Below are 17451 nucleotides of genomic sequence, written 5' to 3' on the forward strand. Positions count from 1 at the left end.
TAACCAGAAAAATGATGAAAACCAGCGCTTCTAAATCTCCAATTCGCCAACTTTATCAACGGCTAATATATCAAACTCGGGTTGAATATTCCCCGCCCGATTTACAAAAATCCGCCATTGTTTTTGCACCCCATCAGGACGATGAAACCTTGGGTTGTGGCGGAACGATTATTCAGAAAAAACGGGCGGGAGCCGAGGTCAAAGTTGTTTTTATGACCGATGGTTGTCAATCCCATTCTCACCTGATTTCCCAAGATGAATTAAAATCAATTCGAGCGCAGGAAGCCTTAGCCGCCGCTGAAAAACTCGGCTTGAGTGAGGCGGATGTCCTGTTCCTAGAGGTTCGAGATGGCACCTTGGCACATCATCAAGAAGCGACCATTCAAAAAGTTACTAAAATTTTGCTAAAATATTTGCCGGAAGAAATCTTTGTTCCCTATCATCAAGATGGAATCTCCGATCATAATGCCACAGCTTACATTGCTTTATTCGCCCTGGGACGCTGTGGATTTAATAGCACTATTTATGAATATCCAATTTGGTTTTTCAATCACTGGCCTTGGATTCCCTTTGAAGGAGATTTCAAAAAGTTTTTCCTAACGCTCGGTCAAAACCTAAAATATAGCTGGCGTTTTCTCAAAGAGTTTAAATCCTCGGTTTATATTGGGGAAGTTTTAGAACAGAAACGGGCCGCCCTAGAAGCCCATAAATCCCAAGTGACCCAACTGATTCCCAATCCCCAATGGTTGACGCTGGGGGATGTTTCTCGGGGAGATTTTTTAAACTGCTTTTTTCAAAACTACGAACTCTTTCGTTCATCGGCTCCCAATAAAAAATAACCCGATAACCATGTTAATTGATCGAATCAAAAAAACCAGTTTCCTCCCCCAACGCAAATGCCTTTTAACCGATAAATTGATCCGGTTCTTGAATATTGCACAAGGTTCCCTTGAAGAGTCGCGATATTACTTAATTCTGGCAAATGACCCTTGAATAGGGGGAGACTTCAGAACTGCTACTACATTTTGAAGAAGTAAGTAAATTACTAAACTCTTATGTTGCTGCAATTGAACAACGCAGACAATCTCCTGAGTTCTGACTTCTATGCTTTTTCCCCTCCTAACTCCTGAGTTCTGACTCCTATAATTTGATCAGGTATAAAACAATGAACGTAACATCTCAACAAGTTATTCTCAATCAAGGCATCGGTGCCGGACTGAAGTTTAATCCCGATAATTCAAATCCTGATTATGCAACCGGGACCTATGAACTGCCCATTCAAACCGCGTTGGCAAAATACCTCAAACCCAACAGCGTATTCTACGATATTGGCGCCAATATTGGCTTTTTTACCGTGATTGCGGCTCGGTTAGTCGGAGAATCCGGACAGGTTTATGCCTTTGAACCCGTCCCGGAAAATGCCGACAGAATTCGACAAAATGCCGAGATGAATCAATTTTCTCACGTCACGGTGTTTGAAAAGGCCGTTTATGCCAACCCCGGTACTGCCGAACTGTTACTCGCCCATCATTCGGGCGGTGCAACCCTCTCCAGTGTGGGGACACCGCCGGATTTGCGGGGGAAAATGGATGTAGAATTGGTTTGTATTGATGATTTAATTTTCCGGGGACAGATTAAGCCGCCATCGCTGGTTAAAATTGATGTGGAAGGGGCAGAAATTGAGGTTTTGCAGGGCATGGTTCAAACCTTAAAACAATTTCAGCCTCTCTTGATTTATGAGGTTGATGATGACAATGAAGCCGCATTTCGCACTAAAAATCAGGAGATCGAAGCATTTATTATGTCTGCCGGATATGATATAATACCCCTAGAGGCGGCTTATCAAAATATTGAGTGGAATATCGGACACGCGATCGCCATTCCCAAACAACCGCTTCCATCTACACCTGAAAAAGAGAAAACATCGGTTTCCCCTTTATCTGCGGCACTGCAACGGGCAACTCAATATTTGCGAGCCAATCACTTCAGCCAAGCCGAGCAAGTTTACTGTAAAATTTTACAGCAAAAACCGAATCAACCCGACGCTTTGCAGGGATTGGCGACAGTCGCCCAATACAAAGGTCAGTATCAAACCGCCGAGAAGTTGTTAAAAGTGGCGTTGCACGTTAGACCGGGCGCTGGGGGCTGGTTTAGTTTGGGGAATGTCTTGCAGGTTCAAGGGCGCTTATCGGAAGCGGTAGACTGTTATCAGAAGGTGTTGGCGCTGCAACCGAACTCCGTCGCCGTCCTCAATAATTTGGGCTATACCCTACAACAGCAAGGAAAATGGGAAGAAGCCATCGCTTATTATCAACAAGTCTTGGCGCTTCAACCCAACTGCGTTGAGGCGGAGGTCAATCTGGAAAATACTCTCTATGCTCAAGGGAAACTCTCTCTCGAAAAACAGTCCGACAGCGCCACGAAGAATTATAATTTGGGAGTCGCCCGTCAACAACAAGGGGATTTGACGTCTGCGCTTGCCTATTTCCGCCAAGCCATTGCCATGCAGCCCGATTTGTTGGATGCTCATTATCAGTTAGGCGTGATTCAAGAATCTCTGGGCGAGTTAGAAGCGGCAATTATTTCTTGTCAAAATGCGATCGATCTCAATCCCAACTTTGGGCCTGCTTATCTTCTTCTGGGTAAAATTTATCAAACCCAACTGAAATTAGAAGAAGCTGCATCTGCCTATCGAGAAGGATTAAAACGGGTCAATCCTCGCTACGCCCAGGCGGTTGAGGCTTATACTCCGGTTTCAACTAATCCCAAAGATTATACCACGCCCCAACTGAGTTTGGGGGAAGTCACCGTTGGAAATTATACCTTTCCCGGTACGCCGCCCGTTTCCAAACCCGAAGAAAAGCGACCCTTTTGGACGGTAATTGTTCCGCTATACAACCGCAAAAACTATCTGCTGGAATGTTTGGCGAGTATTCTCGCGCAGTGGCCGGGAGAAGAGGAGATGGAAATTCTGGTGATGGATAATAACAGCACTCCCCCGCTATTTGATTTGGTGAATGCGATCGGTGGCGGTATTGTACGTTATCATTTGAATCCGGAAAATATTGGTCCGCGCCGCAATTTTAATCTGGCGATTGGTTTGAGTCGCGGAGAATGGATTCATCTGATTCCAGAGGATGAATATGTTTTCCCCGAGTATTATCAACGATTGCAGCGGAGTTTGGCAAATTGCCCCGATTCGGTTGGGGCGGCTTTTACCGGCTATCAGAATATTAATGATGACCGTAAGGTGATTTTCACCCAAACTCACGGTTATGGCGACCAACCTCGGATTATTGAAGACTGGCTGGATCGAATTGGGGTTTCTAACGTCTTAAATCCCTGTGCGGTGGTGATTCGTCGTTCTGCTCACGAACGTTTGGGAAGTTACGACCTCAATAATATCTTTACTCACGACTGGGAACTTTACAAGCGGATTGCTTCGTTTTATCATTGGTGGTACGAACCGGGAATTTTAGCCTGTTACCGCCAGCATTCTAATAATATGACCAGCGAACTGGCAAAGGCGGGAGCGCAAGCGGAGTCCTTTCGGATGGGAATAGAGGTTTCCGAGAGTTATCTTCCCGCCGAACGGTGTGCCGAAATTACCGCTAAGGCTCGGCGTCATTTCTTTAAACATTGTCTCGACAGCGCCACAATTCCCATCAAAGCGGGTAATCTCTCGGGGGCGTTTCGTTTGATTCAAGAGGCGCTCAAAATTGATTCTTCCAGCGAAGCGATTGATATGCTGTTTACCTGGCTGACTGAGGAACAAGCGGCGCCCCTGCGTCAGGAAATCGCCTCTAAGTTGCGTTCGATTACTTTGAACCCAACCGAAGAGAGTTTTTTCTTTGCCTATCCTTAAGGATAGATTTGACCGAAATCTGCCACTTTGGCAGCACTCGTCCTTCTAAGCTGATAAGCTATAAAACGATTAACGCTCAAGAGTTGATCGTCACCCACTCAAATGCCGATTAGAAAAAATTGTTCCTTTGCAGCTTGGGTTGCTAACCACCCCCCTTTTTAAGGGGGGCAAGGGGGGATATTTTGTAAGGCTGGGGGTCTATTTCAAAATCTCATCCCTTTATTTCAACTTGTCTGTCACCGTAAATCTAGCTAGTTAATTCTGCTTAGTTCTCGGAATTGGGCAGAGTTTTTAACGTTAAAATCTCAAAAAAAATCCAAATTTGATCTCGAAACTTTTTTGATAAATCTGCCAAAGTGGCAACCCAACGCTTGGAGTTCTGGTTATATTAAAGATGTCAGCGAGGAAGACAAATGAACTCGCTAACAAAAACAAATAACTGCTAAAAGGAGTAAATCCAATGTTAATTAATGATCTGAGCTACTGCGAAGTTGTTGAAGAGAACGTTGTTGGTGGTTTCGGTTTTGTCGTTGCTGGTAAAGACGTTGCTGCTATCTCTGACGTTGACCAAGACTACGATGTAGATGTTAACATCGATATCGACAAAGATATCAACTCTGACATCAAGAGCAAAGTTGATCTCAAAGGTAACTTCGCTTCCGTTACTTTTGATGCAACTGCTATCGGTAGCAACACTTACACTCAAGCTGATGTTTCCGCATTTGCTACTGCTGGACTGAGCGAATCTTCGGGTACTTTAGTTGCTGCTGTTGACTAATTGAAAAAAGTTGCCTGACAAAAGGACAACTTCCATTTAAAACTCTTGTTTAATGTAGGTAGATCAACGAGATCAGCGTTGGTCTACTTACTGTTATTTTTAGATTAACAGGTTCGTTTATCTTTGTCAACCCCCGATCCCCAAAGTCTGAATTTGGAGATTTCTTCTCACCGTCTCAGCAAGTCAGAAATCGGTCTGCGAGAAGATCAAATCGGGTTTTGGTGTTGTTAATCGTTTTACAAATATTTACCTCAATCTGATCCTGTTTTTCCTCAGATGGCCGGACGGCTTAAAACCTGTAAGTTTGTGTTTATTAAGTATCCTGGTGAGGCCCGGGAAAGGGGAACAGAAGTTTTTGGTCAACGTTTTTGATTCAAGCTTCAACTCCCTTGAAAAACATCAAGTTTTATTAAGTTTTTTTTGATTAGATTAATGAGTACCAAAGACATTGCAGAATCTCAACTTAAATCTCTCGTCAAGACGGCAGCACAAAATCATCAACTCGGTCAATTCAAGCCGAGTTTTTCACGTGAAATCAAGTCTCCAAACCCATCCAAATTTGATCTCGAAACTTTTTTGATAAATCTGCCAAAATGGCAACCTAACGCTTGGAGTTCTGGTTATATTAAAGATGTCAGCGAGGAAGACAAATGAACTCGCTAACAAACAACAAATAACTGCTAAAAGGACTAAATCCAATGTTAATTAATGATCTGAGCTACTGCGAAGTTGTTGAAGAGAACGTTGTAGGTGGTTTCGGTTTTGTCGTTGCTGGTAAGAACGTTGCTGCTATCTCTGACGTTGACCAAGACTACGATGTAGATGTTAACATCGATATCGACAAAGATATCAAGTCTGACATCAGCAGCAAGGTTGATCTCAAAGGTAACTTCGCTTCCGTTACTTTTGATGCAACTGCTATCGGCAACAACACTTACACTCAAGCTGATGTTTCCGCATTTGCTACTGCTGGACTGAGCGAATCTTCGGGTACTTTAGTTGCTGCTGTTGACTAATTGAAAAAAGTTGCCTGACAAAAGGACAACTTCCATTTAAAACTCTTGTTTAATGTAGGTAGATCAACGAGATCAGCGTTGGTCTACTTACTGTTATTTTTAGATTAACAGGTTCGTTTATCTTTGTCAACCCCCGATCCCCAAAGTCTGAATTTGGAGATTTCTTCTCACCGTCTCAGCAAGTCAGAAATCGGTCTGCAAGAAGATCAGATCAGGTTTTGGTGTTGTTAATCGTTTTACAAATATTTACCTCAATCTGATGATGTTTTTCCTCGCATTGCTCAACGGCTAAAAACCTGTAAGTTTGTGTTTATGAAGTATCATGGTGATACCCGTGAAAGGGGAACAGAAGTTTTTGGTCAACGTTTTTGATTCAAGCTTCAACTCCATTTAAAAACATCAAGTTTAAAAAATCTTTTCTTGATTAAATTAATGAGTACCAAAGACATTGCAGAATCTCAACTTAAATCTCTCGTCAAGACGGCAGCACAAAATCATCAACTGGGTCAATTAAAAGAGGCTGAATTCGCCTATAAACAGCTTCTGGCACAAATTCAACCTGATTCTGTAGAAGAATCTAGCTTTCTAGCAAAATTTTATCCGGTCATTCTCATGGACTTTGCACTTGTTCTCCAGAAACAAGGGAAGCTAGAAGAATCGCTAGAATTATACCAACAAGCCTTAAGAATAAAACCAGACTTTGCAGATGCTTACTATAACCAGGGTCATCTTTTGTGGACGCAAGGGAAGTTAGAAGCAGCAATTGAATCCTATCAGCAAGCCTTGAAATTTCAACCCAGTTTTGCTCAGGCTTATCACGCTCTAGCTAATATTTTTCAGGAACAACAACAGTTTGAAAAAGCGACTCAATTTTATCAAGAAGCTTTGAAGTTTAATCCAAATTTAGCAGAGGCTTATAATAACTTCGGAAATCTTTTCAAAGCCCAAGGAAATTATAATAAGGCTCTAGAACTTTATCAGCAAGCCATCCGCCTCAAACCCAATTTTGCCCAACCTTATAACAACTTGGGAAATATATTCAAGCAACAGGATAAACTAGAGAAAGCCGCAGATTCTTATCGGCAAGCGATTCGGATCAATCCCAAATTTGCAGAAGCTTATCACAATTTAGCGGGGATATTTTTCCGACGAGGAAACCTAGAAGAATCGATACAACACTATCAACAGGCCGTTCAACTTAATCCCGAGTTTGCCGAGGCAGAGTTTGGGGTTTGTATCGGTCAGCTTCCGATGATTTATACCGATGTAGAAGAAATTAATTTGCGGCGAGAGCGGTATCAAAACTGTCTTCAAAATTTAGTCAATTCTTATCAAAATGCCAGCCCAAAACAGCAAGCCAAGGCATCCAGTGCAGTGGGAACATTACAACCCTTTTTGCTGACCTATCAAGGATTAAATGATCGACCCTTACAACAAACTTATGGAAAACTGATTCATCAGTTGATGTCCGGTCGCTATCCCCAATATAGCCAACCCATTTCTAATATCGAGTTGGCGGAAAACGAAAAAATTAGAGTTGGTTTTGTCTCGGGCTTTTTTCGAGGTCATTCCAATTGGAAAATTCCGATTAAAGGCTGGGTGGAAAATCTCAACCGGGAAAAATTTGAATTATTTGGCTATCATACCGATATTAAACAAGATCAGTTTACACAAGAAGCGAAACAAGCATTTGTTAAATTTGTTCAAGGCCCCTTGACCCTTCAACAATGGTGTGAAACCATTCAACAAGACCGTTTACACGTTCTAATTTTTCCCGAATTTGGCATGGATACGGTTACGCTGCAATTGGGGTGTTTAAGATTAGCTCCGATTCAAATGACTTCTTGGGGACATCCAGAAACCAGCGGACTTCCTACTATCGATTATTACCTCAGTAGTGAGTTAATGGAACCGGAGAATGCCCAAGAACATTATACCGAAAAGTTGGTTCGATTACCCAATCTTTCGATTCATTATCAGCCGTTGGAAATTCTCCCTCACCGTCGCACTAAGTCGGAAATCGGTCTTCGAGAAGATGAGATCATGTTCTGGTGTTGTCAATCGCTTTACAAGTATTTACCTCAGTATGATTGGGTTTTTCCTGAGATAGCCGGACGGCTAAAAACCTGTAAGTTTGTGTTTATTAAGTATCACGGTGATGCCAGTGAAAGGGTAACAAAAGTTTTTGGTCAGCGTTTACGTCATGCTTTTGAACAATGGGGACTTGATTATCAGGATTACTGCATCTTTTTACCTCGTTTACAAGCGGGTCAATTTGCCGGAACAACAGCTTTAGCGGATGTGTTTCTTGATAGTATAGGTTGGTCGGGATGTAATTCAAGTTTGGAAGCGATTGCTTATGATGTTCCGATGGTTACTTTACCGGGAGAATTGATGCGAAGTCGGCACACCTTAGCTTTTTTGAAAAGGATGGGTATTGAAGAAACGATTGCTGCTGACCCCGATGATTATGTTTCAATTGCGGTTCGTTTGGGTGAAGATGCGGAATTTCGTCAATCTATCCGTCAACGAATTGCTGAGAATAAATCTAAGCTTTATGGAGATCTAAAACCTGTTCTTGCTTTAGAGGATTTGATCGTCAATTCAGTGAATACTCTCAAATTTTCCCATCAAAAAAGGAGTGTTAGGCTCTAAAAAATCTAAGGCTTTATGAAAACTATTTAACAGCCTTATGGAGTATAAATCCCCACCGTCTGCACGTCCCAACCCATTGATTCAGACTCCTAACTCCTGACTCCTAATACCATTTCTTTCTAATCATGCAACTTTTTCTGTTCGCGTAGCGTGCCGTCAGGCATCCCCCCGCCTGCGGCTTCCCCCCTTAAAAAGGCAGGGCTGTTTCATTCTCAGTTAAAAATTGCCGGGGGGGATGGGGGGATGGGGTGATGGGGTGGTGGGGAGAGGTCTTTTTTCTGATGAAAAATAACTTTTTATTAATAAAAATTCTCCCAATCTCCCTACCTCCCTACCTCCCCACCTCCCCACAAATCAAGTTTTAGGGCTAGAACGAAACGGCCCTGCCCTTGATCCCCCCTTGATCCCCCCTTAAAAAGGGGGGTGGCGAAGCCGGGGGGATTGGGGGATTAATTAGATGCAGCTTCATAAAGAATTGGTATAACTCCTGTCTCGGTGTCTCGGTGTCTCGGTGTCTCGGTGTCTCGGTGACTCGGTGATTCGGTGACTCCTTCTTCAATTTTCTGCCAATCTGGCAACAAAAAAGCCGAGAATTTTATATCCTAGAAAATCTAATAAAGTATTAATTTCGCTTTCGAGACTTGGGGTATCATTTCCAACTCTTAAGGATATTCATTTAGATTTTTAGACCTTTGAAGGCTTAGAAACCGTTAAGCGCCCATTACTCATTCCAAACCATTTCTCAAGACCATGCAAACTCTCTCTAGTATTCTCCATCCTTATCCAGTTGAAAAGTTTTTAGCCGAAAACTGGACCAAACAAGCCGTTTTTATCCCCTGTGAACAACCGGGGAAGTTTAAGCATTTATTTTCTTGGCAACAGCTTAATCATTTACTCAACTATCACAAGATTCAGTATCCTCATTTACGATTTGTTGTTCGAGGCGATTACCTACCCGAGTGTGACCCGACAGAGTGGGCAAAACGCTGTCGAGAAGGGGCGACTTTAGCAGTAGATCATCTTCACGATCGAATTCCGGCTTTAGCTGATTTGGTCTGGGGACTACAACGAGAAATCGGTCATAGTAAAGCCCATATTAACCTCTACTGTTCTTGGCCGGGTCATCAAGGGTTTGACTGTCACTACGATACCCACGAAGTATTTGTGTTTCAGATTGAAGGAGAAAAAGAATGGTTTGTCTTTGGGGAAACTCAGCAATATCCCCGAGAACGGTGGCGTCCCGGTTCTCAGAAGCCACCAGAAGAATTTCCATACCTCCGATGTGTTCTTAAACCCGGGGATTTTCTTTATATTCCTCGCGGACATTGGCACTATGCGGTCGCCCAAGATCAACCTTCTCTGCATTTGACAATGGGTATGCGTTGTTTTGTCGGAAGCGACTTATTGGATTGGATAGTTGACCAAATTAAAGATGAAGAAATTTGGCGGAAAAATTTACCTTTGATCCCCCAGGGAGATACTGCTCAGATCCAAGAATACAGCCAGAGATTACTCGATCACCTCAGCACAACTTTGAGAGTCAAACAACAGGAGTTGAGTCAAGGTTATGTGCGATTTCAGTCCTTAAAGGGTGGCAGTCGTCATCCCGAAATTTCTCTGCCCAATCAAGTTGGATTTAACTTATTTGAGCAAGAACTCGATACTCGCCTCAGAATCGCAAAGCACCAAAAAGTTCTCGTCGAATTTCTCGATGAAGGAAAGTGTCAGTTAGTGACGGGTACGAAAAAGCTGATGTTTAAAGGGTTAGATCTTGAGATGATCAAAAAGCTGGTGAACAAGCTATTTACAACGGAGACCTTTACAGCCAAAGATGTCGCTGAGTGGTTGCCGGAGGCTGACCTAGAAATCGTTATTTTGCCCTTGCTTGCGTCGTTAATCAAAGAAGGTTTTATCGTCGCCGATTAGAACAATAGTAATGGTTAAGTCTAGGCTTAATCAAAAAAACCCAGTTTCGATCAAAGGGAAGCCTAAATTTTAGCGTTCTTCCCTTGAGAAACTGGGCTGATTAGGTTATAAAATTTCTGAGAGCAAACTAAACAGTCCCGACTTAAAGTGATCGCTATTGATCTGATTGGAACTGACTCCTTCAAACAGAATTTGTCCGCCTCGATCAAGTGTTAGAATTGCACCGGATTCGCTATCCTCGATCGCAGATAAGGGATCAAATCTGCCCAAGCTGAGGAATTGCACTTCATCCTTGCCCGGTTCAAAGTCCAGAATAACATCTAGATCATCATTGCCAAAAATACTTCCGCGATCAAAAACAAAAACATCTTCACCTTCACCGCCGGCTAAGGTGTCGCTACCCCAACCCCCGGCTATGGTATCTTCCCCATCACCGCCATGTATTTTATCGTCGCCGCCATTTCCTCCCAGACGATCCGGGCCACTACCGCCTTCGAGGATGTCATCACCACCCAGACCTACCAGCCGATCTGCGTTGGCGCTACCATAGATTTTGTCACCACGCCAGCCACCAAAAAGTAGTGGATCGTCGTAGATGCTGCCATACTTTACATCTGAACCCAGGTTGTCAATATAAGTATCTCCTAACAACTTGGTGGCAGTGGTATTGGTTTCCACGATGGAGATGCGGATGTCGTTTCTAAAGGTACGGGAATAAGATCCAGAAAGAGCGCTCGCATCGAGGAAATCTTCACCGTTATTGCCATTAATATCTCGATTGACATCGGTTTGAAAAGTAACATGGCGACTGGAATGGGAGTTCGCCGTTGCCACATTCTTAGAGGAGATCAGCCGCCCCTTCATCCCAAAAAAATCGAGAATCTTCGGATTATCCGGATCGGTGGTATCTAAGACTAAAAAAGTGGTTTTAGATTTAGCCCGACTAAATTCAGCATCGGGATTTTCAATTTCTTTAGCGGTTAAAGATATATCGGCCAAGAAGTTAAAGGAAAAGGTTTCATTGGCGGGAATTTCAAAAGTTGCCCGGACTTGAGCTTCACTTTTGTTGTTGACCTCGTATTCGGCTTCTTCTCCTTCGGCAAAGGATTCAGTAAACAAACTGCTGAAGCCGGGATCGTCGATCATCGTTGCATCTGCACTATTAATCGCCTGTGCGACTCCCCCAGTGACTAACTGTTGCAATTCAACCGAAGTCATACTGTTGGAAGCAGGTTGGCTGTAGTTCGTGAATACAGAACTTGCTGTTGCCTCAACGAAATTTGTATCCGTCGTTGAACCCGTCGGCTGTAAGAAAAGAGTTTGTGACATCAGAATAATCTTTGTTTGGTGTTCAGAATTTTATGTTTAGAAAAATAAGCAACAACAACCTGACTGAATTCCGCTTCATCAGATCGGATAATTTGGATAGGCTGGTTAGAAAGTCCTTGCCATTACCGTCATCTATATCAAGCTTGAAAAAGCATTAAGCTAACAGGAAGTCAGCATTACTGAACTGATTGGAACTGACTCCTGAAAATAGAAGTTGTCCGCCTGTATTTAAGGTGAGAATTGCACCCGATCCGGTATCTTCGAGCAGAGATAAGGGATCAAAATTGCCGAAGTTGCGAAATTGCACTTGATCCTGACCGACTTCAAAGTCTTCAATGATATCCAGTTCACGACGACGAAAACTGTTTCCTTCCGCAAATACAAAAACATCTTGACCCTCACCTCCTGCCAAGATGTCGCTGCCCCGACCTCCGATTATCACATCTCGGCCGTCACCACCGTGTATTCGATCATTGCCGCCATTTCCTGCGAGGCGATCTCGGCCACCACCACCTTCGAGGATATCATTGCCACCCTGACCTTGGATGTTATCTCTGTTGGCGCTACCATAGATTTTGTCCGCACCCCCGGTGCCATCGATGTCATCTTGCCAAATGCTGCCATAGATTACATCTGAACCCAGGTTGTCAATATAAGTGTCTCCCAACAACTTGGTGGCAGTGGTATTGGTTTCTACGATCGAGATGCGGGTATCGCTGTTGAAGGTACGCGAATAGTTTCCGGAAAGAATGCTCACATCGAGGAAATCTTCACCATTATTGCCATTAATATCTCGATCAACGCTGGTTGTAAAGCTAATATTGCCACTGGAGCGAGAGTTTGTTGTGGCTACATTTTCAGAGGAGATCAGCTTACCTCGAACACCAAAATAATCGAGAATTTTCGGATTATCCGGATCGGTGGTATCTAAGACTAAAAAAGTTGTTTTAGATCTAGCCCGGCTAAATTCAGCATCCGGATTTTCAATTTCTTTAGCGGTTATAGAAATATCGGCTAAGAAGTCAAAAGAAAAGCTTTCATTGGCGGGAATCTCAAAAGTTGCCGTGACTTGAGCCTGACTTTTGTTCTTGACTTTATATTCCTCCTCTTCTCCTTCGGCAAAAGCTTCTGTAAACAGACTGGTGAAGGCCGGATCGTTGATAAAAGTTGCATCTGCACTGGCAATTGCCTGCGCGACTCCCCCAGTAACTAACGCCTCTAATTCCACCGAAGTTAAACTGCCGGAAGCGGGTTGACTATAGTTGAAGAATAAAGCATCTCCCGAGGCTTCCACAAAGTTGGTGTCGGTCGTTGAACCCGTCGGTTGTAAGAAAAGAGTTTGAGATGACATAAATTCCATTACCCCCACAGAACTTAATAGATTAGGCTTCAAAAAAAAGTTCTAGATTGCCAAATTCTATAGAATCGGCTTGAAATTTTGACTTGGGCAGTTCCTTATACAAAATACAGAAAATCATGCTACAGATCACAATTGTCCTTCAGTTCTCCCGGTCGAAGCAGGCCGGTTTCAAGTTAAACTAAAAATCGATTTTTGGAGAGAGGGGAGGCGCGGGAAATAGGAATAGTGATCGGATTTTTTATTAATAAAAAGGCATTTTTGATCTCAAAAATACCTAACCCAAGCACTCCATCCCCAGTCCTCCCCACGAGCTTAAATCCTCCTTTGATCAGGGTATAAAGGGGGAATGACAGACCCAGAAGTATTTGTAGCAAGTATTTAAGTATTCTATATCAGTGGCCGTTTAGCCAAAATTCTTGAAAGAAAAACAACTCAATTCAGCTTACAATTCTATCTTTATGCAAGCTTCTAACATTACGGAACGCTCAGATTTAGACGAATGAAAAACTAGGGCCACCAGTGACACCAGCATTAACAACTACACCGACTAATTGGGGGGGGTCAGTCAGAGCAAAAATCAATCCATCATTGGGAGTGAAGGCTGGACCGATCTCTAAGGCATAAATATCGGGCGATCCAGCCAATTGAATCGTGTCACCCGGAACAGCATCTATAATAATTGCATAGTCATCTCTGGGAGGATTAACACTGGTATCGGGGCTGAGGTAGAATGCTACACTTCCACCCTCCACTACATCTCCCAAGATAAAGGTATCAGCACCAGGACCCCCTGTTAAGCGATCTCGTTGACCCGGTGAACCGCTACCGAAACCATTAATGATATCGTTGCCACTGCCTCCGTTTATGGTATCTTGATCGCCTTGTCCTAAGAGAGTATCGTTACCAGGTCCGCCGTCAATGGTATCAGCCCCCAGCCCTCCGGCGACTTCATCATTACCTTCGTTAGCAAGTACGTTGTCATTGCCAGAACCTGCACGGATCGTATCATCGCCGTCAGCAACACCAAAGTTATCACCGCCTCCAACAATAAAATCATTACCTGTGGAAGCATTAATTAAATCGTTACCACTCTCGCCAACAATGGTATCATCTCCGGTGCTACCCAGCATGGTATCATCGCCACCGCCACCAAACATGAAGTCGTCACCCGTCCCTCCGAGAACAGAATCAGGACTCGGGTCAAATACAGGGTTGCTCGTAAAGCTGGCACCAGCGTCTATCAGATCATTACCTGCATCGCCGAGTAGTAGGTCTTCTCCACGACCGCCGATTATCTGATCGGTACCGGTCACGCCTGGGACTTGAAGATTAATTTCACTAACAAGATTACCCTCAGCGTCAAATTGTTGGAAGATAACGGAATCTGGGCCTACGGTATTACTACCTCCGAGAACCGTGTCGTTACCGTCGCCCCCCTCGAGAATATCATCTTCACCTCCTCCATCGAGCAGGTCGTTACCGGCTTCTCCCAATAAGGTATCGTTGCCACTACTTCCCAGGATTTGATCGTTGCCATTACCTCCAAAAACCAGATCCGCACCCCGACTCGCAGAAACCACATCATCTCCATCCCGTCCACGGATCAGGTCATCCCCATCCCGTCCCAAGATCTCATCATTTTGGTTTGTACCTTCAAGGGTGTCATTTCGATTGGTCCCTCTAACAATCGTCATTGTATCTTTCTCCTAGAGCTAGCAATTAGGATGAATTACATTTCCTTTCCAAGATCTAAGAGTTTTTTGACAAATGGTTGCCAATTTGGCAGTTTTACTGAATCTTTACCAAAATGCGTAATTCTAGCATGAATTATTTTTTTGAATATACTTTGAATATACAATTGCGATCTGCAATTCCAATTTCTGCCAAACTGGCAACACAGTTATCTAAAAATCCACTTCAATGGAGAAGTCAAAAAATACCTGAGCTTTAGGTTCTGGAATCTTGTCATGCCTGATAACGATTCATCCGCTCTTTCAACTTCCAATGGAGTTAGCACCGTCTCTGGGACTCTCATAGCTGTTGTTGGTGACAATGGGGTGATGGGTAGTAGCGAGGTCAGTGCCACCTCTCCCGCAGGAGAAGCCTACAGTGGTGAAACCATTTCTGGTGAGGGTAACAGTATTAGTCTCGGCGCTTCAGGTCAAGCCTCATCAAACCAGGTAACAGCCGATACTACAGCAGATCTGTCCGATTCGGATACACCGGAAATGAATGAGAGCGATGAGCCAGAACAACAGGAGCAATTTCAATTTCCTATCTCTGAAGATCAAGCTACAGAAGACACAGAGATAGACACCGATCAGATAGATATCGATCAAGAAATAGATTTAGGTGAGTTGGTCGATCAACTCGAAGAAAGTCCACAGGGAGTTGAAGACGAATTTGATGATGATCGCTCTTTTGATCAAGATGTCACCGATGAGAGTTCATCCGATGATCGAGCAGAAGATCAACAAGATGAAATTGATGCGTCTGAAGAAGAAGACCCTTCTTTAGATGAATTAGAACAAGAAATCGATGAATTGGAACAGGAATTAGATGAATCGGAACAAGAAATTGATCGGTCTGAAGAAGAAGATAGTTCTTTAGATGAATCGGAACCAGAAGTTGATGAGTCCGAAGAAGATAGTTCTTTAGATGAATCGGAACCAGAAATTGATGAGTCCGAAGAAGAAGAAGATAATTCCTTAGATGACTCTCAAGATGAGGATGAGGAGAATTCCTCGAACTTCCCAGATCAGGCTAATGATGTAGAGATAGACGATATCGTTGTCGGGGAATCTGGGAGCGATACGCTGTGGGGATTCGATGGCAACGATTTGATCTCGGGTAGGGGAGGCAATGACCTACTCTACGGTAACTCCGACAATGATACCCTCGAAGGGGGCGCAGGAGATGATACAGCCTGGGGCGGTAAAGGCAATGACTCCCTGATCGGATCAACTGGTAATGATTTTCTCTCGGGCGACTTGGGTCGTGATACCCTCGCAGGAGGAGAAGGAAGCGATACCTTTGTTTTGAATGCAGATCCGGGAAATCCAGATTTAATTGTAGATTTCAATTCCGGCCAAGGCGATCGCATCGGGTTAGTAGAGCCACTTTCGATAGAAGATCTTACACTGGAAACCATTGATTTTGATGGCGACGGTGTGCAGGATGCTACGGAAGTGAGTGTAGATAATGTTAGTTTAGCAGTGGTTCTCGGAACGGTTGATCAAGCCGGAACAACGACCCTCACAGAAGCAGACTTCACAACCGTTGAACTCGAAAACGTTGAGGCCTTCACGGAGGAGATTTCTCAACCGACTCCCGATAATGATACTCTTTCCGGCAGCGCCGCCAATGACGATCTCGAAGGTCTAGCAGGTGACGATCAAATTTCTGGCGCCGGCGGTGACGATATTCTGCACGGAAATTCCGATCAGGATCTCCTCAATGGAGATGATGGTAACGATGTTCTCTGGGGTGGAAAAGGAGATGACACCTTAATAGGTGGAACAGGCAATGATGTGATTTCGGGTGATTTGGGCCGGGATGTTTTGAGCGGTGGCCAAGATGCCGATCTGTTTGTCTTAACCGCAGAGGATGTTAATCTGGACAATGACCCGTTGCTCGCCGATCAAGTGATTGATTTTAACTCAGAAGAAGGCGATCTGATTGTGGTTTCTGGTGAAGTTTCCACAGATAATATCATCCTAACTGTTTTTGACTCTAATGGTGACGGAAATTCGGATGCCACCTTAATTCAAATTGGCTCAGAAATTAATAACGGAGGTTCTGTTGTTGGTGTTGTGCTAGACAGCGTTGATCCCACAGGTCAAACCACCTTGACCATAGGTGAAACGGTGTTGACACTGGCTGATTTCTTTGCGATTTGATTCGATGATCCGATTCTCCAACGACATTAACTCAAGGAATGAATTCAAGCGTCATGTAGGGGCGCGCCTCCGCCGAAGATCGAGGGCGACCACTCCGAGATTGAGTTCAACCCGCCCCGGACCCATAACAGGTATTAATCAAGGGGATATCATATCATATAAAAACCCGCTTTCTTTGAGAAAGCGGGTTTGAGAATCGGTGAGAGTTCTAGGTTGAGAATCCCCAGAACCCCTTCATTTTATTGACGGTAAGCCGACGGAAAATGTAAACAGATTTGTTATGAACGGGATATTAAGACCGATGAAAAATTGTGTTTTCAAGAAACTTTCTGTCTGACGCGATCGCATTGACAAGAGGAAGGAGTCTTATTGTTTTCGTCTCGACGATCATGTTCTTTGATTAACCGATTGTAAGTGCGGTAAGGAATATAATGCAAAGGATTGTAACCAGTAAACCGAAGAATCAAGACACAAGCCCAGGAATATTTTCCAGAAAGTATGGCATCGATCACTTGATTAAATTGTTCTTCGTTCATCGCTCTATCTCGTTGATTTCGAGAAGGATTATTGGAATAACTCATGTGAACGCCCCCTATTAATTTTACTTCAAGTTTTACGGAATT

General features: G+C 43.7%; 12 protein-coding genes. 8 read left to right on the forward strand and 4 right to left on the reverse strand.

What is annotated here, in order from left to right:
- The first annotated feature begins 11 nt into the window (after window positions 1-11).
- The 7 genes from ACL6C3_RS12070 to ACL6C3_RS12100 all read left to right on the forward strand — a co-directional run bounded on the left by ACL6C3_RS12070 (window position 12) and on the right by ACL6C3_RS12100 (window position 10240).
- Window positions 12-839, forward strand: a complete 828-nt coding sequence (locus ACL6C3_RS12070; protein WP_413167408.1) for a PIG-L deacetylase family protein — start codon at window positions 12-14, stop codon at window positions 837-839.
- 326 nt (window positions 840-1165) lie between these two features.
- Entirely contained in the window at window positions 1166-3865 is a 2700-nt protein-coding gene (locus ACL6C3_RS12075) for an FkbM family methyltransferase (protein WP_413167409.1), read from the forward strand.
- A 460-nt stretch (window positions 3866-4325) separates the two neighbouring features.
- On the forward strand, window positions 4326-4643 hold the full coding sequence (locus ACL6C3_RS12080; protein WP_413167410.1) for a hypothetical protein: 318 nt from the start codon (window positions 4326-4328) through the stop codon (window positions 4641-4643).
- Between the two features lie 432 nt (window positions 4644-5075).
- Entirely contained in the window at window positions 5076-5297 is a 222-nt protein-coding gene (locus ACL6C3_RS12085; RefSeq protein ID WP_413167411.1) for a hypothetical protein, read from the forward strand.
- A gap of 44 nt (window positions 5298-5341) precedes the next feature.
- Window positions 5342-5659, forward strand: coding sequence for a hypothetical protein (locus tag ACL6C3_RS12090; RefSeq protein WP_413167412.1), 318 nt, complete (start codon window positions 5342-5344; stop codon window positions 5657-5659).
- A 432-nt stretch (window positions 5660-6091) separates the two neighbouring features.
- Complete coding sequence (locus ACL6C3_RS12095) at window positions 6092-8314, forward strand: tetratricopeptide repeat protein (RefSeq protein WP_413167413.1); 2223 nt, start codon at window positions 6092-6094, stop codon at window positions 8312-8314.
- A gap of 750 nt (window positions 8315-9064) precedes the next feature.
- A complete protein-coding gene (locus ACL6C3_RS12100) occupies window positions 9065-10240 on the forward strand; it encodes a cupin domain-containing protein (RefSeq protein ID WP_413167414.1) in 1176 nt (391 codons plus the stop codon).
- Window positions 10241-10345: 105 nt separating this feature from the next.
- On the opposite strand, the gene ACL6C3_RS12105 is transcribed toward ACL6C3_RS12100, so the two are convergent.
- From ACL6C3_RS12105 to ACL6C3_RS12115, 3 genes are all read right to left on the reverse strand, one after another.
- Entirely contained in the window at window positions 10346-11569 is a 1224-nt protein-coding gene (locus ACL6C3_RS12105; RefSeq protein ID WP_413167415.1) for a calcium-binding protein, read from the reverse strand.
- Between the two features lie 154 nt (window positions 11570-11723).
- Window positions 11724-12920, reverse strand: a complete 1197-nt coding sequence (locus tag ACL6C3_RS12110) for a calcium-binding protein (protein ID WP_413167416.1) — start codon at window positions 12918-12920, stop codon at window positions 11724-11726.
- 500 nt (window positions 12921-13420) lie between these two features.
- Window positions 13421-14623 carry a calcium-binding protein gene (locus tag ACL6C3_RS12115; protein WP_413167417.1) on the reverse strand — a complete coding sequence of 401 codons (1203 nt, stop codon included), beginning with the start codon at window positions 14621-14623 and terminating at the stop codon, window positions 13421-13423.
- A gap of 273 nt (window positions 14624-14896) precedes the next feature.
- On the opposite strand from ACL6C3_RS12115, the gene ACL6C3_RS12120 reads away from it, so the two are divergent.
- Window positions 14897-16828: a hypothetical protein gene (locus ACL6C3_RS12120; RefSeq protein WP_413167418.1), complete on the forward strand. Its 1932-nt coding sequence runs from the start codon at window positions 14897-14899 to the stop codon at window positions 16826-16828.
- 317 nt (window positions 16829-17145) lie between these two features.
- On the opposite strand, the gene ACL6C3_RS12125 is transcribed toward ACL6C3_RS12120, so the two are convergent.
- On the reverse strand, window positions 17146-17409 hold the full coding sequence (locus ACL6C3_RS12125; protein ID WP_413167419.1) for a HetP family heterocyst commitment protein: 264 nt from the start codon (window positions 17407-17409) through the stop codon (window positions 17146-17148).
- Window positions 17410-17451 lie beyond the last annotated feature (42 nt).

Source organism: Capilliphycus salinus ALCB114379, assembly GCF_047276495.1.
Taxonomy (GTDB): Bacteria; Cyanobacteriota; Cyanobacteriia; order Cyanobacteriales; family Microcoleaceae; genus Capilliphycus; species Capilliphycus salinus.